23 protein-coding genes and 1 tRNA gene are annotated in these 21,511 nt (G+C 63.8%); 7 read left to right on the plus strand and 17 right to left on the minus strand.

What is annotated here, in order from left to right; translation table 11 throughout:
- Positions 1 to 118: 118 nt before the first annotated feature.
- From K3165_RS06895 to K3165_RS06905, 3 genes are all read right to left on the minus strand, one after another.
- Positions 119 to 439: a hypothetical protein gene (locus K3165_RS06895; RefSeq protein WP_221548018.1), complete on the minus strand. Its 321-nt coding sequence runs from the start codon at positions 437 to 439 to the stop codon at positions 119 to 121.
- A gap of 56 nt (positions 440 to 495) precedes the next feature.
- On the minus strand, positions 496 to 1,686 hold the full coding sequence (locus K3165_RS06900) for a tyrosine-type recombinase/integrase (RefSeq protein ID WP_221548019.1): 1,191 nt from the start codon (positions 1,684 to 1,686) through the stop codon (positions 496 to 498).
- Positions 1,687 to 1,874: 188 nt separating this feature from the next.
- Positions 1,875 to 1,961, minus strand: a tRNA-Leu gene (locus K3165_RS06905).
- 185 nt (positions 1,962 to 2,146) lie between these two features.
- On the opposite strand from K3165_RS06905, the gene K3165_RS06910 reads away from it, so the two are divergent.
- Positions 2,147 to 3,097 (plus strand): complex I NDUFA9 subunit family protein, encoded by a 951-nt coding sequence (locus K3165_RS06910; RefSeq protein WP_247713905.1) that lies wholly within the window; start codon positions 2,147 to 2,149, stop codon positions 3,095 to 3,097.
- Between the two features lie 7 nt (positions 3,098 to 3,104).
- Here K3165_RS06910 and K3165_RS06915 read toward each other — a convergent pair whose 3' ends face one another.
- The 3 genes from K3165_RS06915 to K3165_RS06925 all read right to left on the minus strand — a co-directional run bounded on the left by K3165_RS06915 (position 3,105) and on the right by K3165_RS06925 (position 5,553).
- The gene (locus K3165_RS06915) at positions 3,105 to 3,548 is read right to left on the minus strand and encodes an NfeD family protein (protein ID WP_221548021.1); all 444 of its coding nucleotides are present in this window, start codon (positions 3,546 to 3,548) and stop codon (positions 3,105 to 3,107) included.
- Positions 3,548 to 4,594 carry an SPFH domain-containing protein gene (locus K3165_RS06920; RefSeq protein WP_221548022.1) on the minus strand — a complete coding sequence of 349 codons (1,047 nt, stop codon included), beginning with the start codon at positions 4,592 to 4,594 and terminating at the stop codon, positions 3,548 to 3,550. The genes K3165_RS06915 and K3165_RS06920 overlap by 1 nt, the downstream gene beginning before the upstream one ends.
- Before the next feature lie 92 nt (positions 4,595 to 4,686).
- Complete coding sequence (locus K3165_RS06925) at positions 4,687 to 5,553, minus strand: dienelactone hydrolase family protein (RefSeq protein ID WP_221548023.1); 867 nt, start codon at positions 5,551 to 5,553, stop codon at positions 4,687 to 4,689.
- A 123-nt stretch (positions 5,554 to 5,676) separates the two neighbouring features.
- Between K3165_RS06925 and K3165_RS06930 the strand changes: the two genes are divergently transcribed.
- A complete protein-coding gene (locus K3165_RS06930; protein WP_221548024.1) occupies positions 5,677 to 7,833 on the plus strand; it encodes a PQQ-dependent dehydrogenase, methanol/ethanol family in 2,157 nt (718 codons plus the stop codon).
- Here K3165_RS06930 and purU read toward each other — a convergent pair whose 3' ends face one another.
- The 5 genes from purU to K3165_RS06955 all read right to left on the minus strand — a co-directional run bounded on the left by purU (position 7,834) and on the right by K3165_RS06955 (position 12,868).
- The gene (gene purU, locus K3165_RS06935) at positions 7,834 to 8,688 is read right to left on the minus strand and encodes a formyltetrahydrofolate deformylase (protein ID WP_221548025.1); all 855 of its coding nucleotides are present in this window, start codon (positions 8,686 to 8,688) and stop codon (positions 7,834 to 7,836) included. It abuts the gene before it with no gap.
- Between the two features lie 70 nt (positions 8,689 to 8,758).
- Entirely contained in the window at positions 8,759 to 9,082 is a 324-nt protein-coding gene (locus K3165_RS06940; protein WP_221548026.1) for a hypothetical protein, read from the minus strand.
- 4 nt (positions 9,083 to 9,086) lie between these two features.
- Complete coding sequence (locus tag K3165_RS06945; protein WP_221548027.1) at positions 9,087 to 10,103, minus strand: NAD(P)H-dependent flavin oxidoreductase; 1,017 nt, start codon at positions 10,101 to 10,103, stop codon at positions 9,087 to 9,089.
- Positions 10,104 to 10,147: 44 nt separating this feature from the next.
- On the minus strand, positions 10,148 to 11,311 hold the full coding sequence (gene purT / locus K3165_RS06950; protein WP_221548028.1) for a formate-dependent phosphoribosylglycinamide formyltransferase: 1,164 nt from the start codon (positions 11,309 to 11,311) through the stop codon (positions 10,148 to 10,150).
- Between the two features lie 276 nt (positions 11,312 to 11,587).
- On the minus strand, positions 11,588 to 12,868 hold the full coding sequence (locus K3165_RS06955; protein WP_247713906.1) for an aspartate kinase: 1,281 nt from the start codon (positions 12,866 to 12,868) through the stop codon (positions 11,588 to 11,590).
- 52 nt (positions 12,869 to 12,920) lie between these two features.
- Here K3165_RS06955 and ubiG point away from each other — a divergent pair, with 52 nt between their 5' ends.
- A complete protein-coding gene (gene ubiG / locus K3165_RS06960; RefSeq protein ID WP_221548029.1) occupies positions 12,921 to 13,679 on the plus strand; it encodes a bifunctional 2-polyprenyl-6-hydroxyphenol methylase/3-demethylubiquinol 3-O-methyltransferase UbiG in 759 nt (252 codons plus the stop codon).
- On the opposite strand, the gene K3165_RS06965 is transcribed toward ubiG, so the two are convergent.
- Positions 13,660 to 14,685 (minus strand): glycerophosphodiester phosphodiesterase family protein, encoded by a 1,026-nt coding sequence (locus K3165_RS06965; RefSeq protein WP_425594398.1) that lies wholly within the window; start codon positions 14,683 to 14,685, stop codon positions 13,660 to 13,662. The genes ubiG and K3165_RS06965 overlap by 20 nt on opposite strands.
- A gap of 22 nt (positions 14,686 to 14,707) precedes the next feature.
- Here K3165_RS06965 and K3165_RS06970 point away from each other — a divergent pair, with 22 nt between their 5' ends.
- Entirely contained in the window at positions 14,708 to 14,875 is a 168-nt protein-coding gene (locus K3165_RS06970) for a hypothetical protein (protein ID WP_221548030.1), read from the plus strand.
- On the opposite strand, the gene K3165_RS06975 is transcribed toward K3165_RS06970, so the two are convergent.
- The 3 genes from K3165_RS06975 to K3165_RS06985 all read right to left on the minus strand — a co-directional run bounded on the left by K3165_RS06975 (position 14,872) and on the right by K3165_RS06985 (position 16,685).
- Positions 14,872 to 15,216: an ArsC family reductase gene (locus tag K3165_RS06975; protein WP_221548031.1), complete on the minus strand. Its 345-nt coding sequence runs from the start codon at positions 15,214 to 15,216 to the stop codon at positions 14,872 to 14,874. The two genes, K3165_RS06970 and K3165_RS06975, sit on opposite strands and share 4 nt — an antisense overlap.
- Positions 15,217 to 15,335: 119 nt before the next feature.
- Positions 15,336 to 15,818 (minus strand): crossover junction endodeoxyribonuclease RuvC, encoded by a 483-nt coding sequence (ruvC, locus tag K3165_RS06980; protein WP_221548032.1) that lies wholly within the window; start codon positions 15,816 to 15,818, stop codon positions 15,336 to 15,338.
- Between the two features lie 120 nt (positions 15,819 to 15,938).
- Positions 15,939 to 16,685, minus strand: a complete 747-nt coding sequence (locus K3165_RS06985) for a YebC/PmpR family DNA-binding transcriptional regulator (protein ID WP_221548033.1) — start codon at positions 16,683 to 16,685, stop codon at positions 15,939 to 15,941.
- Positions 16,686 to 16,947: 262 nt separating this feature from the next.
- Here K3165_RS06985 and K3165_RS06990 point away from each other — a divergent pair, with 262 nt between their 5' ends.
- The 3 genes from K3165_RS06990 to K3165_RS07000 all read left to right on the plus strand — a co-directional run bounded on the left by K3165_RS06990 (position 16,948) and on the right by K3165_RS07000 (position 19,143).
- On the plus strand, positions 16,948 to 17,679 hold the full coding sequence (locus K3165_RS06990; protein ID WP_247713907.1) for a DUF4136 domain-containing protein: 732 nt from the start codon (positions 16,948 to 16,950) through the stop codon (positions 17,677 to 17,679).
- A gap of 130 nt (positions 17,680 to 17,809) precedes the next feature.
- Positions 17,810 to 18,100, plus strand: coding sequence for a hypothetical protein (locus K3165_RS06995; RefSeq protein ID WP_221548034.1), 291 nt, complete (start codon positions 17,810 to 17,812; stop codon positions 18,098 to 18,100).
- 77 nt (positions 18,101 to 18,177) lie between these two features.
- Positions 18,178 to 19,143, plus strand: a complete 966-nt coding sequence (locus K3165_RS07000) for a hypothetical protein (RefSeq protein WP_221548035.1) — start codon at positions 18,178 to 18,180, stop codon at positions 19,141 to 19,143.
- Here the strand turns inward: K3165_RS07000 and dut are convergent.
- Both dut and K3165_RS07010 read right to left on the minus strand, forming a co-directional pair.
- The gene (dut, locus tag K3165_RS07005) at positions 19,140 to 19,601 is read right to left on the minus strand and encodes a dUTP diphosphatase (protein WP_221548036.1); all 462 of its coding nucleotides are present in this window, start codon (positions 19,599 to 19,601) and stop codon (positions 19,140 to 19,142) included. The genes K3165_RS07000 and dut overlap by 4 nt on opposite strands.
- Positions 19,594 to 21,399, minus strand: a complete 1,806-nt coding sequence (locus K3165_RS07010) for a bifunctional phosphopantothenoylcysteine decarboxylase/phosphopantothenate synthase (protein WP_221548037.1) — start codon at positions 21,397 to 21,399, stop codon at positions 19,594 to 19,596. Before K3165_RS07010 ends, dut begins: the two co-directional genes overlap by 8 nt.
- Positions 21,400 to 21,511: the final 112 nt, after the last annotated feature.

A 21,511-nucleotide genomic window follows, 5' to 3' on the forward strand; every position in this document is an offset into this window, starting at 1 on the left:
CGGCGAACATCTCTTTCCAAATGCAATTTCGTATAATGCAAGTAGACGACCGACTCGACGCCATTCGAAGTCTGCTGAAGGCCCCCGCCTCTCCCTGAAATGGTAGGGAATCAGCCATTCATCCCAGATCGTCCAGTCCCTTCCGTGCCCACTTTTGCTGGACGGCAGTCGGGGGGGGCGGGTTCGAGGTTGCCTGCAAACCGTCCACCAACTTCTTGAATTTATCGTGTGCGTTCCAAAGCGCGTCGACATCCTCGATCGGTATCTGATCTGCCAGCTTTGCGCGGACGCGTTCTCTTTCAACTGTATCCGCAATCATTGCCTTCAGCTCGGCAATCAGGTGCCGCGAGAGGGCATCCCGATGTTCCTCTGCGACAAATCTGTATCCAGCCGCTTCAAAGATCGGCATCGCCAATTCGGTCTCGTCGAGATTATTCACGAATGCACCACCCTCATTCTCAAGTCTGCCCATGAGAGACCTGACACCAAGGGAAACTAAGCACGCCCACGCAACTCGTCGAGATAGTCACTCCACCACTGCGCCATCCGAACCCGCTCATCCCAGTGCTGGCCGCGATGGTAGATCCCGCGAACCGAGTTCGAATCCTGATGCGCGAGCGCCCGCTCGATCGCGTCCTGGCTCCAAAGCCCGGATTCGTTGAGCAGGGTAGAAGCCGTTGCGCGCATGCCGTGCGCAGTCATCTCGTCGCCGCTGAACCCCATCCGGCGAAGCGCCCCATTCATCGTATTCTCGCTCATCGGCCGGTTGCGAGCGGTCAGCGAGGCAAAGACCAGTCCCTGACGGCCTCGCAGTTGTCCGAGCTCCTCGAACAGAGCAATGACCTGCCGGGACAACGGGACCTGATGCGGTCGTCGCGACTTCATCCGGCCTTCCGGGATTCTCCAGACTGCATTCTCGAAGTCGAACTCGTCCCATGTGGCATGACGCAGTTCGCCGGGCCTCACGAAAACATGGGGCGCAATGCGCAGCGCCTGCAGGGTGACCGGTGATCCCTCGAACCCCTCGATGGCACGTAGCAGCCCTCCGAGCTTCTTCGGATCGGTGATCGCGGCGTAGTGCTTCACGACAGGCGCGACGAGCGCGCCCTTGAGCGGCTGGGCAGGATCGTGCTCGGCCCGAAGGGTCGCCACCCCATAGCGGAACACCCGGCTGGCGAAGGATCGTGCGCGACGGGCGCTCTCGCGATTGCCCTTTCGCTCGATCCGCCTCAGAGCCGACAGCAGCTCGTGCGGGCTGACCTCGGAGATCGGTTCGTTGCCGATGGTCGGCTTGAGAAGGTCGAGGAACCAGCGCGCCTTCTTCAGCGTCGATTCCGCATAGCCTTCCTTGGCGCACTTCTCGATGTACTCCATCGCGACCTCGGCAAAGGTGTTGCCGGCCCTGATCTCCTCCTCGATCCGCTCCTTGCGTTTACGCCGAGCCGGATTTCCGCCGCGCCCGATCTCGACGCGCGCTTCGTCACGCTTCAGCCTCGCCTCCTTGAGCGAGACAAGCGGATAGGCGCCGAAGGAGAGTTTCTGTTCGCGGCCGGCGACCCTGTATTTCATGCGCCAGAGCTTGGAGCCGTTGGGACGCACGAGAATGTAGAGCCCGCCTGAATCGCCCATCTTGAATTCGCGTTCTCGGGGAGTCGCATTGCGTACTTGGATGTCGGTCAGTGCCATTCGGGGCCTCGCTGCAAGAACCAGCGAAATCGACCCCTGAAAATGTGGGGGCCTCGGCCTCGAAAAGGCCCCCAGACACCTTCCGGTTGAAGGTGAACGGGCGCGAACGATGCCGAACGATTTCACTGATTTTGTAGCAAATTTCCGCGGTTTGCGGAAGCTTTCGCGAACATCGGCGAAAGAACAAATGGTGCCCAGAAGAGGACTCGAACCTCCACGCCCTTGCGAGCGCCGCCACCTGAAGACGGTGCGTCTACCAATTCCGCCATCTGGGCACACTTACGAGACAAGCGGATCATAGGAGTCCGTGTCCGTGGTAGGCGCGGGCAACTAGCGAAGGGGTCGCCCCCTTGTCAACGCTATTCGCACCTCGATGAGAGGAACGCTTGCGGCCTCGTATGGGTTACGGCTAGGGGCAGCCCGAAATCCTAACGGACAGCATCAATTTCCAAGGCAGGTCATGGCAAACAGCAGCGCGCTCAACGGTAAACTCGTCGTCCTCATGGGTGGCAGCGGATTCCTGGGGAATTACGTGGCGCAGGCCCTGCTGGAACGGGGCGCCCGCCTGCGGATCGCGGCGCGCAATCCCGAAAAGGCGTTCAGCCTCAAGCCGCTCGCCAATCTGGGCCAGCTCCAGTTCGCCCGCTGCGATGCGACCAACCGCCAGAGCGTCGAGCGCTGCATCGAAGGCGCCGATGCCGTGGTGAACCTCGTCGGCAGCTTCCAGGGCGATCTATACAAACTGATGGGCGATGCGCCGGGCTGGATGGCCGAAGCTGCCATAAAGGCTGGCGCCAGCGCTTTCGTGCATGTCAGCGCGATTGCGGCCGAGCCCGACGAAGATACTACCAACGACTACGCAGCGGCAAAGCATCGCGGTGAGCAGGCCGTGAAGGCCGCCTTCAAGGACGCGACAATCGTGCGCCCGAGCATCGTCTTCGGCAAGGACGACAACTTCCTCAATATGTTCGGCGACCTGATCTCGAAACTGCCGGTGCTGCCGGTCTTCGGGCCCGATGCGCAGCTCCAGCTCGTCTATGTCGACGATGTCGCGGAAGTGATCGCGCGCAGCCTCGAAAATCCGGGCAAGCACGGCGGCAAGACCTACGAGCTTGGCGGCCCGGAAAAGCTGACCATGATGGAAATCAACCAGCGGATCGCCGATGCGCAGCACCGCAAGCGCACTTTCCTGCCGATGCCCGACGGTCTTTCGGCCACCTTCGCAGCCCTGCCCGGCACGCCGATGGGCACCGACCAGTGGAACCTGCTCAAGCAAGGCAATGTCGCCAGCGGCGACTATCCCGGCTTCGAGAAGTTCGACATCGAACCAAAGCCGCTCGGCCTGTTCCTCGACAAGTGGATGACGCGCTTCCGCAAGCACGGCCGTTTCGAGCCGCGCCTGTCGGCCTGATCGTAAGCTAGATCTTCTCGACGATCAGCACGGCACCATCGCTGCCGCTGATCCGGACCTTTTCGCCAACCTGCGCATCGCAGCCCTTGGCGAGCCATTCGCTGTCACCATGCTTTACGCGGCCGGTGCCGCCGTCGATCGCGGTCACGACGATCGCGGTCTCGCCGGCGAGGCGCATGCCGCGACGGTTCATCTTCGGATCGGCATCCTCGACCGGATTGGCGCGCAGGTAGTTGCGACCCAGGAATACGGCGCCGATCGAGAGCATCGCGAAGGCGACGATCTGGAGCGGGATGCCGATCGGCAGCGCGAACGCAATCACGCCGGTGACCAATGCGGCGCCTGCAAGCCACATCAGGAAGTAACCCGGCACGAGGATTTCGGCCGCGGCGAGGAAGAAGCCGAGCGCGAGCCAGACCCAGTGCGGGGCGAGCGATTCGAACCACTCCATCAGCGTGCTCCCGGCGTTCCGCCGCTACGCGGCACGGTGGGCGTCGCACTGCGCGGCTGCGGGCGCGGTGCGGGCGAAGGCGAAGGTGCCGTGCGTGTCGGGTTGGAGGGACGCGGCGGCGATCCGCCACCCGGACCGTCGCCCGCGATATCCTTGACCAGCTCGCCGATCCCGCCGAGCGAGCCGATGAGCTGTGTCGCCTCGACCGGGAAGAGGATGGTCTTGGCATTGGGGCTGGTGGCGAACTTGCCGACCGCCTTGGTGTATTCCTGCGCCACGAAGTAGTTGAGCGCCTGGCTGCCGCTATCCGCAATCGCGTCGCTCACGACCTGCGTTGCCTTGGCTTCTGCTTCCGCTTCTCGTTCGCGCGCCTCGGCGTCGCGGAAAGCCGATTCCTTGCGACCTTCTGCCTCGAGGATCGCCGACTGCTTTTCACCTTCTGCGCGCAGGATTTTCGAGGCACGGTCACCCTCGGCCTCGAGGATCTCGGCACGCTTCAGGCGTTCGGCCTTCATCTGGCGCGCCATCGCTTCCGAAATGTCCATCGGCGGACGGATGTCCTTGATCTCGACACGCGTGATCTTCACGCCCCAGGGCGAGGTTGCATGGTCGACCACGCTCAGCAGGCGAGCGTTGATCTCGTCACGCTTCGACAGCGTTTCGTCAAGGTCCATCGAGCCCATCACCGTACGAAGGTTCGTCGTCGTGAGCGCCATGATGGCATTGTAGAGGTTCGAGACCTCGTATGCCGCCTTGCCCGCATCGAGAACCTGGAAGAACACCACGGCATCGGTGCCGACCATGGCATTATCGGCAGTGATGATTTCCTGGCCCGGGATATCGAGCACCTGCTCCATCATGTTCACCTTCTGCCCGACACGGTCGATGAAGGGGATGATGAGATGGAGGCCCGGTTCGGCGGCGAGAGTGAACTTGCCCAGCCGCTCGATCGTGTAGACGTAGCCCTGTTTGACCACGCGCACGCCCATCGCGAGGAAGATTACGACTAGGCCGACTATCGCGACCAGAACACCCAGCAAATCCATTTGTGACCCCCGAAATTAGCCCCGTTCCGCGCATGCTAGCGCGAGGGTCTTAACAGGGGAAGAAAAACCGGATGCGGTCAGGACGACTTTTCTTAAAGAGCCTCCGAATAGAGCGCCAGCAGGCGCGCCCATGCCCGCTCTGCTTCGTCACGGTTGTAGCTCGGGCTGTCGAGAACGCAAAAACCGTGGTCCGCGGCGTAGACCTCGACTTCCGCACCGGCAGTGTCACGGCCAGCCTCGCGGAGGATGCCTGCGTGGGTCGGGGCCTCGGCATCGTCGTCCTGGCTGATCGCGACGAGGTAGTGGCCGTCGTCCTGCAGGATGCGGTGCGGGCTTGTCTCACTGTCGGTAACGAGGCCGCCTCCGTGGAAGCTCGCACCGGCGCTGATAACGTCTTCCGACCACGGGCCGTAGAGCGCGTGGCCGCCGGTCATGCAATATCCCTGCACACCGATCCCGCGGTTCTTGGCAACCTCATCCTGCTGCATCAGCCATCCGGCTGCGGCCGCATTGTCGAGCCGCTTGGTCTCGGCGGTGAACTTGCCGCGCCACGGGCGGACCTTCTGGAAGCCGCCGCTGGCTGCGAAGCTTGCGAAATCCTCGAACTGCTGGCCCGCCACGTCGCGGTAGTAGGGGTTGGCGAGCAGGACGGCATAGCCTGCCTCGGCAAGGCGGGTCGCCATCTGGCGTTTTGCCGGCCTGATGCCCGCAATGTCGGGCCAGAAGATGACGCCCGGACGCGGCGTGGTGCCGGAGGTGTAGAATTCACCGTCCAGCGTGCCCTCACCTGTTTCGAAAGACACCTTGCGCATCGCAGTGCCACTGGTTTCTGCAGAAGCAGAAACGGCTTGGTCGACCGGGGCACAGGCGGCTGCCATTCCGGCAAGTCCGGCGGCGCCGAACGTCCTGCGATCGAGTTCCTTTTTCGCCCAACGCTCCAGGTGGTGTTGATCGCACATCGCCGTCTCTCCCGTGTCTGCCCCGTCGCCTCGTGCGCAAGGGTGATGGACAAGAATACGCTTGGAAGGCAGGATAGGTTTCATCGAGCGACCCAAAGGCCGCCGGTTGAGGGAGAGAGAGGGATGAAACTTCGGGGCCTTGCCACGATGGGTGCGCTGCTTCTGGCGGCTTGCGGCAGCAATAGCGATGCGCCGGAAGGCGGTATCGACTCCATGCGCCTGATCAATGCCGATCAGGATAGCGCCAACTGGATCAGCCACGGGCGCACCTATTCCGAGCAGCGGTATTCCCCGCTCGACCAGGTGAACCGCGAAACCGTTTCCGACCTCGGCCTCACATGGTTCGCCGACATGGATACCGCGCGCGGACAGGAAGCGACGCCGCTGGTGATGGATGGCAAGCTCTATGTCACCAGCGCGTGGAGCAAGGTCTTCGCCTTCGATGCAGCCACCGGCGAACCGCTGTGGAGCTACGATCCGCAGGTCCCGGGCGAGACCGGCGTGAAAGCCTGCTGCGACGTGGTGAACCGCGGCCTTGCGGCCTGGGGTGACCACCTCTTCCTCGGCACGCTCGACGGCAGGCTGGTCGCACTCGATCGCGATACCGGCGAAGTGGCCTGGGAGAAGGTCACCGTCGACCAGGCGAAGAGCTACACGATCACCGGCGCACCGCGCGTGATCGACGGCAAGGTGCTGATCGGCAATGGCGGGGCCGAGTTCGGCGTACGCGGCTACATCGCTGCCTACGATGCCGAGGATGGCGACGAGCTCTGGCGCTTCTACACCGTTCCGGGCGACGACGGCGATGATGCGCCCGAATACCTCAAGGCAGCAGCCGAGACTTGGAGCGGCGATGCGCTGAGCGGAGAGGACAGCATCGGCGGTGGCGGCACGGTCTGGGATTCGATGGCCTACGACCCCGACCTCGACCTTCTCTATATCGGCGTTGGCAACGGAAGCCCGTGGAACCGCGCCTATCGCAGCCCGGGCGAAGACGGCACCGGTGAAGGCGACAACCTCTATCTATCCAGCATCGTCGCGATCCGCCCCGATACGGGCGAATACGTCTGGCACTACCAGACGACGCCGGGCGAGACATGGGACTACACGGCGACGCAGCACATCGTACTCGCCGACATGGAAATCGATGGCCGGGAACGACAGGTGCTGATGCAGGCGCCCAAGAACGGTTATTTCTACGTCCTCGACCGCGCGACGGGCGAGTTCATTTCGGCACAGCCTTACATCCCGCAAAACTGGTCGACCGGCATGACCGAAGACGGTCGCCCGATCATGAACCCGGAAACGCGGATCGATATCACGGGCCAGCCCGCGCTCGTCATGCCGGGCCCGCTGGGCGGCCATAACTGGCACCCGATGGCCTATCACCCGGGCGAGAACCTCGTTTACATCCCGGCCTTCGAAGCCGCGATGCTGTACGTGCCGGAAGCGAACTGGAAGCCCGACCGTGCGCGCGGCTTCAATGTCGGGTTCGATCTGGGCGCTGGCGATCTCCCACCCGATCTCGGGATGCGGCGCGAGATCCAGGGCACGATCAAGGGCATGCTCGTCGCCTGGGACCCGGTCGCACAGGAGCCGCGCTGGACGGTCGAACATCCCGGTCCGTGGAACGGCGGCCTGCTCGCGACCGGCGGCGGCCTTGTCTTCCAAGGCAATTCGGGCAGCGAGTTCGCCGCCTACAACTCGGCCACGGGCGACAAGCTATGGAGCTTCGCTGCGCAGACGGGCGTGGTGGCACCGCCGATGACCTACACGGTGAACGGCGAGCAATATGTGGCGGTCCTTGCCGGCTGGGGCGGCGCTTTCGCGCTCACGGTCGACGGCGAAATGATCGACAACATGCGACCGGTCCGCAACATCAGCCGCCTGCTCGTCTTCAAGCTGGGTGGCGGTGAGGCACTGCCGGACGAGCCCGACTTCGCACTCGCCCCGCTCGATCCGCCGCTCTCGCGCGCCAATGCGGAGACGATCGAACTCGGACGGGCGAAATATGCGCGTTACTGCGCTGTCTGCCATGCGCCTGCCGCAGTCGGCTCGACCGAACTGCCCGACTTGCGCCGTTCGGGCGCTCTGGAGAACCGCACCGCATGGCTGCAGATCGTTCACGGCGGGGCGCTGAAGGACAACGGCATGGCAAGCTTTGCCGACTCGCTCTCGGAAGACGAAATCGATGCGATCCGCCAGTATGTCATCAAGCGCGCCAACGAGGACAAGCAAATGGAAGTCGAACGCGCCAAGACGCGCGTCGCCGGGCGCTGATCAGCTCCTGAAGACCACCGTGCGCTGACCGTTGAGGAGCACCCGCTCCTCGAGGTGGAGGCGCACGGCTTCGGCCAGCACGCGGCTTTCGATCTCGCGGCCCTTGCGCACCAGCTCTTCCGGCGTGTCGGCATGGCTGATGGGCTCTGCCGCCTGGTGGATGATCGGGCCTTCGTCGAGATCGGTAGTGACGTAGTGCGCGCTCGCCCCGATCATCTTCACGCCGCGCTCGTAGGCCTGGTGATAGGGCTTGGCGCCCTTGAAGCCGGGCAGGAACGAGTGGTGGATGTTGATGCAGCGCCCGGCGAAATGCGCCGCCTGCTCGTCCGACAGGATCTGCATGTAACGCGCGAGCACCACCAGTTCCGCTTCGTATCGCTCGGCGAGCTCGCGGACCTGCGCTTCCTGCTGTGACTTGGTCTCGCGCGTGATCGGCAGGTGGTGAAAGGGAATGTCGCCCAGATGGGTGTGCTCGATCGCCTCGCGCGGGTGGTTCGAGACGATGGCGACCGGTTCCATCGGCATCTCGCCGATCCGCCAGCGGTAGAGCAGGTCGGCGAGGCAATGGTCGAACTTGCTGACCATGACCAGCACGCGGCGCGGCCGGTCGCGCAGGGCGAGCTTCCAGTCCATGCCGTATTCCCCGGCCAGCGCCGCGAAATCGGACCGGATCGCTTCACGCGAAACCTCACCCGGGTCGAATTCCACCCGCATGAAGAAGGCGTCCGAGGCGCGGTCGTTGAACTGCTGCGCTTCAAGGATATTGCCCCCGCGTTCGAACAGGAACGAGGAAACGCGGGCAGTGATACCCGGACGGTCGGCACAGGAGAGGGTAAGGACGAGAGGTTCGGACATGGTCGGCTTTTGGCGTGGCAGCAGGCGATCGGCAAACGCAAAGCGCTAGGCAGACCCCAAGCGCTCGTTTCTAGGCGTCGAGTTCGAAGATGACCTCGTGAAACCCGGTCTCGCGCAATCCAGTCTCGATTAGGGCCTTTTGCGTCTCGTCGAGATCGCCATCGAAGCGCACGACATGGGCGATGGGCTCTTTCAGCGAGAAGCCGCCTTCTGCGAGGACCTGCCGCATCGCCCTGACGAGCGTGTCTTCGAAATATCGGGCATGCTCGACCAGCCTCGCATCGGAGGAAAAGGCAAACTCCGCGCGCATATCAACGAATGTGCCGCTGCCCCGGTGCGTCACCTGTACGCGGTCGCGGTATATCGCGACATCGAGGTCGAGGCGGTGGATCACATCCTTATCGGCGCGTCAGCGCTTCCTCGCTCTGGGCCATGAGCTTTTCGATAATGACCGCCACCGGCTCTTCTTCCTTGAGCATGCCGACCGACTGGCCTGCCATCAGGCTGCCGTTCTCGACATCGCCGTCGATCACCGCGCGGCGCAGTGCGCCTGCCCAATAGTGTTCGATCTGCAATTGGGCTTCTTCCATCGCGATTTCCTCGCGGTCGAGCGTGCCGGCCACTTCGATCTGCTTGCGGGTAAATTCCTCGGTGCCCTTGTTCTTGAGCGCGCGGACCGGAATGACCGGCAGGCGCGGGTCGACCTGCACGCTGGCAATTGCGTCGCGGGCATTTGCGCGGAAGAAGGCTTTCTTGAAGTTCTCGTGGGCGATGCTTTCACTTGCACAGGCGAAGCGCGTGCCGAGCTGGACGCCTGCCGCGCCCATTTCGAGATAGCCGGCCATGGCATTGCCGCGGCCAATGCCGCCGGCCACGAAGATGATGTGGTCCTCGCTCAGTTCGGGAAGCATTTCCTGTGCGAGGACGCTGGTCGAAACGGGACCGATATGGCCGCCGGCTTCCATGCCTTCGATCACCAATGCATCGGCGCCCGAACGTAGGAGCTTCTTGGCGAGCGCCAGCGTCGGCGCGAAACAGATGACCTTGGCGGGGTTCTCGCCGCCCTTGATCGCCTCGACACTGCCCTTGGGCGGAATGCCGCCGGCCAGCACCACGTGGCTCACGCCCGCCTTGTCGCACACTTCGATCAGGTCGAAGAGCTGCGGGTGCATGGTGATGAGGTTCACGCCGAAGGGCTTGTCGGTCAGCTTCTGCGTCTCGGCGATCTCGGTCTCGAGCAGTTCGGGCGTCATCGCACCGCAGGCGATGACGCCGAAGCCGCCGGCATTGGAGATGGCGGAGACGAGGTTGCGCTCCGAGACCCAGCTCATGGCACCGCAAAGGATGGCGTAGCGCGAGCCGAGGAATTCTGCGCCGCGCTGCATCAGGCGGTCGGTCTTGGGATAGGTAGTCATACGTGGCCGCTTAGGGCGCACCCGCCCTTACGGCAAGCGGGTTCCTAGTCGCCGTAGACGATGCGCACCTTGTGCGCGGCATCGCGGGCCTTGCGGCGGGCCTCGTCGGTGTCGCCTGCGGTCGCGAGCGTCACTCCCATGCGGCGAAACGGCCGGCTCGTGGGCTTGGCGAAGATGCGCAGGTCGGTACCGTCTTCCTCCAGCGCCTCGGCCAGGCCGGCATAGGACAGCTCGGCGCTGTCGCGATCGGCAAGGATCACTGCGCTGGCCGAGGGACGCGCACGCAGCTGCGCTGGCACGGGCAATCCCATTACCGCGCGGGCATGAAGGTCGAACTCGGTCAGGTTCTGGCTGACCAGCGTGACCATGCCCGTGTCATGCGGACGCGGGCTGAGTTCGGAGAAGATGACCTCCTCGCCCTTCACGAAGAATTCGACGCCGAACAGGCCATAGCCGCCCAGATCGTCCACCACCTTGCGCGCCATCTCCTGCGCCTTGGCAATGGCGGCATCGGACATTGGCGTGGGCTGCCAGCTTTCCTGGTAATCGCCGCGTTCCTGCCGGTGGCCGATCGGCGGGCAGAAGGTCACGCCCTTCTTGTGGCGAACCGTCAGCAGGGTGATCTCGTAATCGAAATCGACGAACTGCTCGACGATCACGCGCTGGCGGTCGCCGCGCATATTGGCACAGGCATAGTCCCACGCATCTTCGAGCTTGTCCTCTTCACGCACCGTGCTCTGGCCCTTGCCGCTGGACGACATGACCGGCTTGATGACGCAGGGGAAACCGGTGTGCTCTGCAGCCGCCTTCACCTCGTCGAGGTTCTTGGCATAGCGATAGCGCGACGTGACAAGACCCAGCTCGTTCGCCGCAAGATCGCGGATCGCATCGCGGTTCATCGTCAGCTGCGCGGCGCGGGCTGACGGGACAACGGTGAAGCCTTCCTCTTCGAGCTCAGCGAGCACGGCGGTGCGGATCGCCTCTATCTCGGGCACGATGTAGTCGGGACGGTGCTTCTCTGCCGCTGCGCGCAGCTTCTCGCCATCGAGCATCGAGAAGACTTCGCGGTCGTCCGCCACCTGCATGGCGGGCGCATCGTCATAGGCATCGCAGGCGACGACATGCGCGCCGAGCCGCTTCGCCGAGATCACGAACTCGCGGCCCAGTTCACCCGAGCCGAGGAGGAGGATCTTCGCGGTGTGGCTCATGTCAGCTTCTCCCTCGCTTGCCCCCGCCGCCGGGCCAGCGGGTATTGCGTCGGACTTGATAGTGGAAAATGAGTGCGGTGATGAAAGAGGCAAGGAACGTCAGGCCGAGGGCGGCGCCGGCATCATAAAAGATTCCGTTCCAGCTCCTGCCATTGTACTCTCCCGAGAGCGCCTGAAGGACAATTGCGATAACCGCCAGCGTCCCGAAAACCATATACGCACGCCATGTGCTTCGAACGATGGCGCGCCACCCTCTCCAGATGCCGCGCCCGAAACTCAAGCAGCCTCGTCCGCCGCGTCGAGGCCGTAGGCGGTGTGCAGCACTCGCACGGCAAGTTCGGTCTCGTCCTCGTCGATCATCACGCTGACCTTGATTTCGGAAGTCGTGATGGCCTGGATGTTGATCCCGCGGTCGGCCAGCGCCTGGAACATGGTCGCGGCAACGCCGGCGTGGCTTTTCATGCCGACGCCGACGACCGATATCTTGGCAATCTTGCTGTCGGTGATGAGGCGGTTGTAGCCGATGTCGTCGCGCTTGTCCTCGAGCAGCGCCTGCGCGCGGGCGAGGTCGGCCTGCGGCACGGTGAAGGTCACGTCGGTCTCACCCTTGTCACGGCCGACGTTCTGGATGATCATGTCGACATTGATGCTGGCCTTGGCGAGCGGCTCGAAGATATGCGCCACCGCCCCCGGCTTGTCGGGCACGCGGGTGAGGATCACCTTCGCTTCGTTCTTGTCATGCGCGATGCCTGTTACGTGCTGGCGTTCCACGAGGCCCTTCTCCACCAATTCGTTCATTTCCTCTTCCGACACGATCATCGTACCCGGAAGTTCGTCTGCGGGGACAGCGTCGTCGCCCACGAAGCTGGAGAGGACCTGCACGCGCACGCCCTCCTTCATCGCAAGGCCCACGCTGCGGGTCTGCAGCACCTTGGCCCCCACGCTCGCCAGTTCGAGCATTTCCTCGTAGGTCACTGCCTTCAGCTTGCGCGCCTTGGCAACGATCCGCGGGTCGGTCGTGTAGACCCCGTCGACGTCGGTATAGATGTCGCAGCGATCCGCCTTGACCGCAGCCGCCACGGCTACGGCAGAGGTGTCCGAACCGCCGCGACCCATGGTCGTGATGCGGCCTTCTTCGGACACGCCCTGGAAACCGGGAATGACCGCGATCTCTCCGGCAGCCATGGATTTCGCCAGCGCCTCGCCGTCGATGCTGTCGACGCGGGCCTTGGCATGCGCCTCGATCGTGCGGACGGGCAATTGCCAGCCGAGCCAGCTGCGCGCCTTGCAGCCGAGCGATTGCAGGGTGAGTGCCAGAAGGCCCGAGGTCACCTGTTCGCCGCTGGCGACGACAACGTCATATTCCGCCGGATCGTAAAGCGCGTTCGCCTCGCGGCAGAAGTTCACCAGCCGGTCGGTCTCGCCCGCCATCGCGCTGACGACGACCGCAACCTCGTTGCCGCCCGCCGCCTGTTTGCGCACGATATTGGCGACGCGGCGAATGCGTTCGGTCCCCGCCATCGAGGTGCCGCCGAATTTCATCACGATACGTGCCAAGCGGGATGTCTCCGTGCTGGAATGCTTACGTTGAGGCTGCTAGCCACGCCGCATGAGCGATGCAACCACGAGCACTCCAAGCAATACTTCAGCAGGCCAAACGATCCGCCCCGATGAGGCGGCGCATTTCGGCAAGCTGGCCAAGGACTGGTGGGACCCGAAAGGCTCCTCCGCCATGCTCCACAAGCTCAATCCCGTCCGGCTCGAATTCCTGCGCGAGGCAATCGATTTGCACTGGGCAGGCGACATTCGCGATACCAGGCCGCTCGCGGCCAAGAGCGCGCTCGACGTCGGCTGCGGCGCCGGCCTGCTGTGCGAACCGCTGGCGCGTCTCGGCGGCGAGGTCACCGGGATCGACGCCGCGCCCGAAAACACGGCGGCCGCCGCTCTCCATGCCGAGAGGAGCGGGCTCGATATCCGCTACATGGCAGGCGAACTGGCGAGCCACGATATCGGCACGTTCGACCTCGTCACCGCGATGGAAGTGATCGAGCATGTCGCCGACAAGCGGGCGTTCGCCTCCCAGCTGGCAGCGCGGCTGGCCGAAGGCGGGCTGATGGTCCTCTCCACCCCCAATCGCACCGTGCGTTCGCGCACGCTTATGATCGGCGCTGCGGAGGGCTTCGGGCTGATCCCGAGGGGCACGCATCACTGGGACGATTTCGTCACGCCCGAGGAACTGTCCGACATCCTCGCCGGAGCGGGCCTTTCAATGGGCGAACCACGCGGCATCGCCTTCTCGCCGATGAAGGGCCTCCACCTCTCCGACGATCTCTCGCTCAACTACATCGTCACTGCGCGAGCGCGCTGACCACGAGGCCGGGATCGTCGGTGAAGACACCGTCGATGCCCTGCACCTTCAGGATCGTCACCATGCCGAGCACGTCCCCCGTGCCGTTTTCCGCCGTGCCGCGGCGTAGCATGGGCGGCAGGTAGGCGTTTTCCTTGCGCAGCGTCCACGCGTGCACGGCAAGTCCGGCTTCGCGTGCATCGTCTACGAGACCGCTCGGAACGCCCTCTGGCCCGAACAGCAGGCGCAGGTCCGTACCGATCGCATCGGCATAGGTCGCAATTTCGGCGAGCCCGCTCGGCGAGACCATGTCGTCATAGCGAAGCGCCGGTTCGTCCGCCGGCCCGTCGTCGGGCTTCACGAGCTGCACCAGCGGGACATCGACCAGCCGGTCCAGCCTGCGCAGCGGCCCGACTTCGAAGCTCTGCACGAAAACGGCGTCATCCGCATCGTCCAGCTCGGCTTCGCGCAGCGCGCGCACCAGCAGGTCGACGCTGTCTATGCCCTCGTCCTGAAGCAGGAAGGTGGGGTGCTTGAGTTCGGGATAGAGGCCGATTGTGCGACCGGTCTCGGCCTCTTTCGCCCGGACCAACTGCACGATCTCAGCGAAGGTCGGGATGGAATAGAGGCCGTCGAACCGCGCATTTGCAGGGCGCATGCCGGGGAGGCGCTCCTTTGCGCGCAAGCTGCGTAACTCGGCGAGCGTGAAGTCCTCCGCGAACCAGCCGCTCACCAGACGTCCATCGATGGTCTTGCTGCGGCGACGATCGGCAAACTCCTCACGGGCAGCGACATCGGTCGTATCCGAAAGCTCGTTCTCGTGACGCGCGACCAGCACGAGGTCCTTTGTCACCACGAGGTCCGGCTCGATGTAGTCCGCGCCCTGGTCGATCGCGAGTTCATAGGCGGCCAGAGTGTGTTCGGGACGCTCCCCGCTTGCGCCGCGGTGGGCGATGACCAGCATTTCGTCGGCAAAAGCGCTCGTTCCGGCTGAGACGAGGCCCAGCATTAGGACAAATTTTACCACGAATCGGGAGAATCGACGTGTCATGTTCAAGAAGCTCCTACTCGGTGCGGCCATCGTGGTTGGACTGATTTACGGTTCCTACGGCGATTACAGCACCATCAAACGCCTGATCGACAGCACCGCGAACGAGAACGCTCGCGGCTGGACGCACGGCGACAACCATGGCTGGGGCGACAGCAGCGGCTTCTAGAGAGCCGCCTGCCACTCGTCTTCCTTGAAGCCCACCAGCACCCCGCCGGAATGCTCCGCGACGGGGCGTTTTATCATGCTCGGGTGCTCGGTCATCAAGGCGATCGCCTTGGCGCGGTCGATATCGGCCTTGTCCGCATCGTCCAGCTTGCGGAAGGTGGTGCCGCGCTTGTTGAGCAGGACCTCCCAGCCAGCAGCATCCGACCAGCGTTCAAGCTTGGCCGCATCGGCGCCTTCCTTCTTGTAGTCGTGGAAGGCGTAGTCGATGCCGTTCGCATCGAGCCACTTCCTCGCCTTCTTGACGGTGTCGCAATTGGGGATGCCGTATAGCTGGATGGTCAAAGCGTAAGTCCTACAGGCTGGAACGTATGGAACACGGTCCTGCGCGAAAAAGCGCCGGGCCGCAAAACGCGCGCAAGATCGAGACTGGCGGCGTGATTGTACGGCTTCATGACAGCTGCCTAGCGTGAAGGCGGCGCGTAGGACAGATGCGCGCTGGCAATCGCGACGGCGAGCGCGTCTGCGGCATCGGCGCCGGCGATTTTCGCGCCCGGCAGCAGCACCTTGAGCATGGCCTGGACCTGCGATTTGTCCGCCCCGCCCGTGCCGACGACAGCCTTCTTGACCAGCCGGGCCGCATGTTCGGAAACCTCGAGGCCCGCCGAACCACATGCGGCCAGCACTGCACCGCGCGCCTGAGCGAGCTTCAGCGTCGATTGCGGGTTCTTGTTGACGAAGACTTCTTCCGCCGCCGCACGGTCGGGATTGTGCTCGGCAATCACCGCCTCGAGCGCCGTCTGTAGGTGCGACAGCCGCCGCGCCATCGGCGCCTTGGCATCGGTCGGTACCTGCCCATTGGCGATATGCGATATGCGCGAGCCCTCTGCCCGGATCACGCCCCAGCCGGTGCAGCTGAGCGAAGGGTCGAGGCCGAGGATGATCATCGCGCGCCCCCGCTCATCCCAGCCCGATGAGCCAGCCGAGCCGCCACGCTATGGCGAGCAGGAAGGCGCTGGCGAGGGTCAGGAAAATTGCCCACTCGCGCAGCTTCATGGCCGGACGCCTCAGGCGCCCACCTTCTCCATGACTTCGTCGGAGATTTCGTAATTGCCCCAGACGGTCTGAACGTCGTCATCGTCCTCAAGCGCGTCGATCAGCTTGATCAGCGTACCCGCACCCTTCTCGTCCATCTCGACGGTGATGTTGGGCTTCCATGCGAGCTTCACGTTTTCCGCTTCACCCAGCGCCTTTTCGAGGTCGCCTGCAACCTGGTGGAGATCGTCTGCAGCGGTCCAGATCGTATGACCGTCTTCGCTGCTCTCGATATCTTCCGCGCCGGCTTCCATCGCCGCTTCGAGAACCTTGTCCTCGTCACCGACGCTGGCGGGGTATTCGATCAGGCCGAGGCGTTCGAAACCATGCTGGACGCTGCCCTCTGTGCCGAGGTTGCCGCCGTTCTTCGAAAAAGCGGTGCGCACGGCGGTGGCGGTGCGGTTGCGGTTGTCGGTGAGGGCTTCGACGATGATCGCGCTGCCGCCCGGGCCATAGCCCTCGTAGCGGACTTCCTCGTAGTTTTCGCCGTCGGTAGCCGAGGCCTTGTCGATCGCGCGCTGGATATTGTCCTTCGGCATCGACTGGCTCTTGGCGGCATTGACCGCAAGGCGCAGGCGCGGGTTCATGTCCGGATCGGGCATGCCCATTTTCGCCGCCACGGTGATTTCGCGGCTGAGCTTGGAAAACAGGTTCGAGCGCTTTTTGTCCTGCGCGCCCTTGCGGTGCATGATGTTCTTGAACTTGGAATGGCCTGCCATGGGTTTTCTTACCGTGCGCAAATGAATGGATATCGGGCGGTCCCTTAGCCCGCCCCGCCCCCTCACGACAACCCTCGTAAGGCCTGTAACAATTGTGAATCCGCGCATTCAAAGCCGGTTCATGGCCAAAGGTATAAACCCCTGATCATTCGCTGGAAGAATGCCTGGGGGAAACGGCACTCGGCGACAGTATCGAAAATTCGTGTATGGTGGGCGCCGAGTTAGTGTGACGCGCCGGACGCGAAGCGAAAGGACGATTGCCATGACTACCCGTACCAAGGGTTGGGGGAACAAGCTGAAGCTGGCCTCCGTCCCGATGATCCTCGCAGGCCTCGCCGCCTGTGCCACGCCGGCATTCAAGGCCGACGTATCCCGTTTCGAATCGCAGCTGCCTGCACCGCAGGGCGAGAGCTTTGCCGTGGTTGCCGACGATCCGGCACTCGCAGGCGGGCTCGAGTTCTCGCAATATGCCGACATGGTCGAGCAGCAGATGCTGCGCCTCGGCTATGCCGAAGCCGCCACGCCCGAAGAGGCCACGCTGCTGGTCCGCTTCGACTATGGCGTCGACAACGGGCGCGAGCGCGTTCGCACGACCGGCTTCCACGACCCGTTCTATTCGCCCTGGTACGGCTACCGCGGCTACAGCGGCTTCGTTCGTCCGCGCTACTATCGCACGCGCGACGGCCGCATCATCCGCACCCGTAGCTATTACGGCGGACGCTGGGGTTACGGGTTCAACGACCCGTGGTTCGGCGGACCCGAAGTGCGCAGCTACACCGTCTACACCAGCGGCATCGACATGAAGATCGACCGCGCGGCCACCGGCGAGCGGCTGTTCGAAGGCAAGGCACAGGCCCTGTCGACCTCGAACCGCCTGCAGTATCTCGTACCGAACCTGGTCGAGGCCATGTTCACCGACTTCCCGGGCAATTCGGGCGAGACTGTGCGCATCTCGATCAAGCCGGAAGAAAAGACGGTTCGCCGGATCGATTGAACAGAGTAGTTCATCGTCTTGGACGGGGAACACCGAGGAAGGGCGGCCATGGATCGGGTCGCCCTTTTTTCGTGCCCTTCCCGAAAATGCCGCAGGCGTGCTATAAAGCCCGCCAATTCAGGGAGATGAGATGATGACCGCCCTTGCCGCACCCGCTGCAAACCGCATCCGCGCGATCTACTGGACCGTGGCCGCACTGGTGCTGCTGCTCCCCGCCATCGCGATGCAGGCCACCGCAGAGGTCAACTGGGGTCCGGGCGATTTCGCGCTCATGGGCGGCTTGCTGGCCATGGTCGGACTCGGCATCGAAATGGCGCTGAGGGCCACGCTTGGCGCTCGCGCACGGATGCTGGCGATTGCCGCGATGCTGGCGCTGTTCCTGTTGGTATGGGCCGAGCTAGCCGTGGGGCTGTTCGACTAAGCCACGCGATGCCAGACTATGATGCGTTTGCAGCCGGAATAGTCGGCAAGCGGATAGCTTCGGCTATCGAAACTTTCATGACATCCCTCGACCGCGGACAGCCCGACCGCGATGCGCTCGACGAAGCGGTTGAGGGCATCGGAGGTCTGTCGCCCGCGCATGTGGCGCGCGCGGACTCCGCCATCGGTTCTGCTGTCTCCCACCGCCGTCGCCGGCACGGAAATGGCCTCGTCAGCCGCATCTTTTCTCGCAAGCCGATAGACGCGCGGGATGTTCCCGGAAGCGAATGGCTTCTCATTTGCAGCCGCAACGGACGCGAGCGGCAGGCTGCGCTGGAGAGGCTCGAGGGGCCGCTCACCTCCCCTTTCTACTGCGCGCTGCTCGAATGGCGTTGCAACGATTGGGTACGTCAGGTTCGCAGCGTTGCGAGAGAAACCGCCGGACGATGCTTTGCGGCGACAGATGCACAGCTGGTGGCCGAGACGCTTTTTGCCGTGCTTGCGACCCGCAAGCGGTGGGGGCGCAGTTCGCTTGAGGAAAGCCCGATATGCCAGAGCGTTAGCCGGGATGATGTCGCGCAGGAGGTGGCACGAACCATCGGCTCTGCCGCAGCCGGACCGGGCACGAAGATCCTCTCGCTCGTACTCCGATTCCCCACACTGGACCGGCACTTGGATGACTTGTCTCGCAATGCAATCCAGCCGGGAGTGAGGGCGCTTTCGACGAAAGTCATGATCGATCGCGAAACGCGCTGGATCGACCACTACGAACGCCAGTGGATCGACAAGTCGATGGGGCATTGGCGCAAGGCTCCGGTGTACCGGACGCGCGAAGTACAGCACTCGTTGAATCGCAAGGGCTTGATCCAGCGCGCGCTGGACGATCCCTCCATTGCCATGCGATCGGCCGGGTTACAGGCGCTTATCGATCACATGCCCGAAAGCGAGTTCGCAATGGTGACGGCAGAAAAGTTTAAGGATACGCACCTTGCGGTCCTCGCTTCTCGCGCAAACTATCTGCTGCGCAGTTACGCCAAGGCCTAAGCCAGCTTGGCGTGGCCGCCGGTCGAGCCGAAGCCGCCTTCGCCGCGGTCGGTCTCGTCCAGTTCCTCGACTTCGTCCCACTTGGCCTGCGTGACCGGCGCCAGCACGAGCTGGGCGATGCGGTCGCCGCGCTGGATCGCGAAATCGTCGGCCCCGTGGTTGATCAGGATGACCTTGAGTTCGCCGCGATAGTCGCTGTCGATCGTGCCCGGCGTATTGGGCACGGTGATGCCGTGCTTGAAGGCTAGTCCCGAACGCGGGCGCACCTGGATTTCGTAATTCTCGGGGATCGCGACGGCGAGGCCGGTGGCGACGGCATGCCGCTGACCCGGGCGGATCGTCACGCTTTCGGCCGAAAGCACGTCCATGCCCGCAGCGCCGCCGGTGGCATAGGCCGGAAGGTCGAGACCGTGGCCGTGCGGCAGGCGCTTGATCTGGACGGCTACGGCATCAGTCACGCGGGTCTTCCTCCGGCTCTGCAAGCGCTTCGGCAGCGCGGATGATGAGTTCGCGCGCGACCTCTTCCTTGGGCATTTCGGCGAGGCTTTCGACGCCTTCCGAAGTCACGATGTGGACCTGGTTGAGGTCGCCGCCCATCACGCTCTCGCCAGCTGCACCGGCGACATTGTTGGCCACGATCCAGTCGGCACCCTTGCGCTTGCGCTTGGATTTGGCGTTCTCGACCACGTTTTCCGTCTCGGCAGCGAAGCCGATGAGGAGATGCGGGCGCTTGCGGCCTGCAGCCACGGCAGCGAGGATATCGGGGTTCTCGGCAAGGATGAGAGCAGGCGGCGCACTGCCGCGCTTTTTCATCTTTTCGCCTGCGACATGGCGGCTCTTCCAGTCGGCGACGGCCGCGACCATGAAGGCGCAATCGGCGGGCAGCGCATTGCGCACTTCCTCGGCCATGTCGTCGGCGGTTTCGACATCGATGCGGTCGACGCCGATCGGGGTCGGCAGGTGGACCGGGCCGGTGACCAGCGTCACGCGGGCGCCCGCAGCAGCGGCCATGGCGGCAATCGCGAAGCCCTGCTTCCCGCTCGAACGGTTGGCGATGTAGCGCACCGGATCGATCGGTTCGCGCGTCGGGCCGGCAGTGACGAGCACATGCTTGCCGTAAAGCGGGCGGTGTTCCGGATCCTCGTCGAAGATTGCCTGCCCGTAGAGCGGATCTGCCTCGAGCGGGCTTTCCGCTTCGAGCACTTCGACCTCTTCGGGGATCGGCTGCGCGACGGCGCGCTTGTCCTTCTTGCCGACGGTGTGGTTGATCGCTTCCTTGTCGGTCGGCGGAGCCGCAGCCGCGCCGCCCTTCTTGGCGAGCAACCCGCCCATGTCGGGAACGAAATCGGGATCGGGTTCGGATTCGCCCGCGTCGAATTCGGCTTCCTCGAAATCTTCTTCGAGGTCCTCGATCTCTTCGAACTCCTCGTCGATTTCCTTCTGGCTGCGCTTTGCAGTCGAACGCGGGATGATCGCGTTGAGCAGGCTGCCGAGGCCGGAGCGTGCCGAGAGGTCTTCTTCCTCCTCTTCGGGCTCTTCGACCTCTTCTTCGAAATCGTCTTCCAGTACCTTGGGCTCTTCCGCTTCCTCTTTCGCGGAAGGCGGAGCCAATGCAGGCGCGGGTGCCGCGAGTTCGTGCACGTCGATGTCGAGATCGAGAGTCTCGGCGATCTTGCGCAGGATGGCGGCGGGTTCGGGCAGGCGGCCAGGGCCGAATTCGCCGCAGGCCATCGCGCCCTCGTCCGGATCCATCACGGTAACGCCCGCCTGACGGAGCCATTCGGCGTTACGCTGGGTGGCCGAATGCTCCCACATGCGCACGTTCATGGCCGGGACGGTGACGACCGGCTTGTCGGTGGCGAGGATCAGCGTGGTGGCAAGGTCGTCGGCGATACCGGCAGCCATCTTGGCGAGGATATCCGCAGTGGCCGGGCAGACGACCACGAGGTCGGCCTGCCGCGAGAGCTGGATATGCCCCATCTCGACCTCGTCCTTGAGATCGAAGAGCGAGGTGTAGACCTTGTTTTCCGACAACGCGGCCAGCGCCATCGGCGTGACGAACTGCTGTCCGCCCTCGGTCAGGACGCAGGTGACGTCGCCGCCCGCCTTCCTGATCAGGCGTACGAGTTCACAGCTCTTGTAGGCAGCGATACCGCCACCGATCACGAGCAGGATCTTGGGGCCGCTCACGTGACGGTCCTCCTGACTGGAATCATGCGCGGCTTTGCCCGCGCGGATCGGTTGGTGCATTCCCATTGCGTCATCGATGCGCTTGCTAGCGCCCCCTGTCCGTCATTGCCAGCGCGCATCGCGCACCCGTTTGCAGCCTCCTCCTTGCCAGCCTATGGTGAAGAAATCGGAAACGGGG

Source organism: Qipengyuania xiamenensis (genome assembly GCF_019711495.1).
Taxonomy (GTDB): domain Bacteria; phylum Pseudomonadota; class Alphaproteobacteria; order Sphingomonadales; family Sphingomonadaceae; genus Qipengyuania; species Qipengyuania xiamenensis.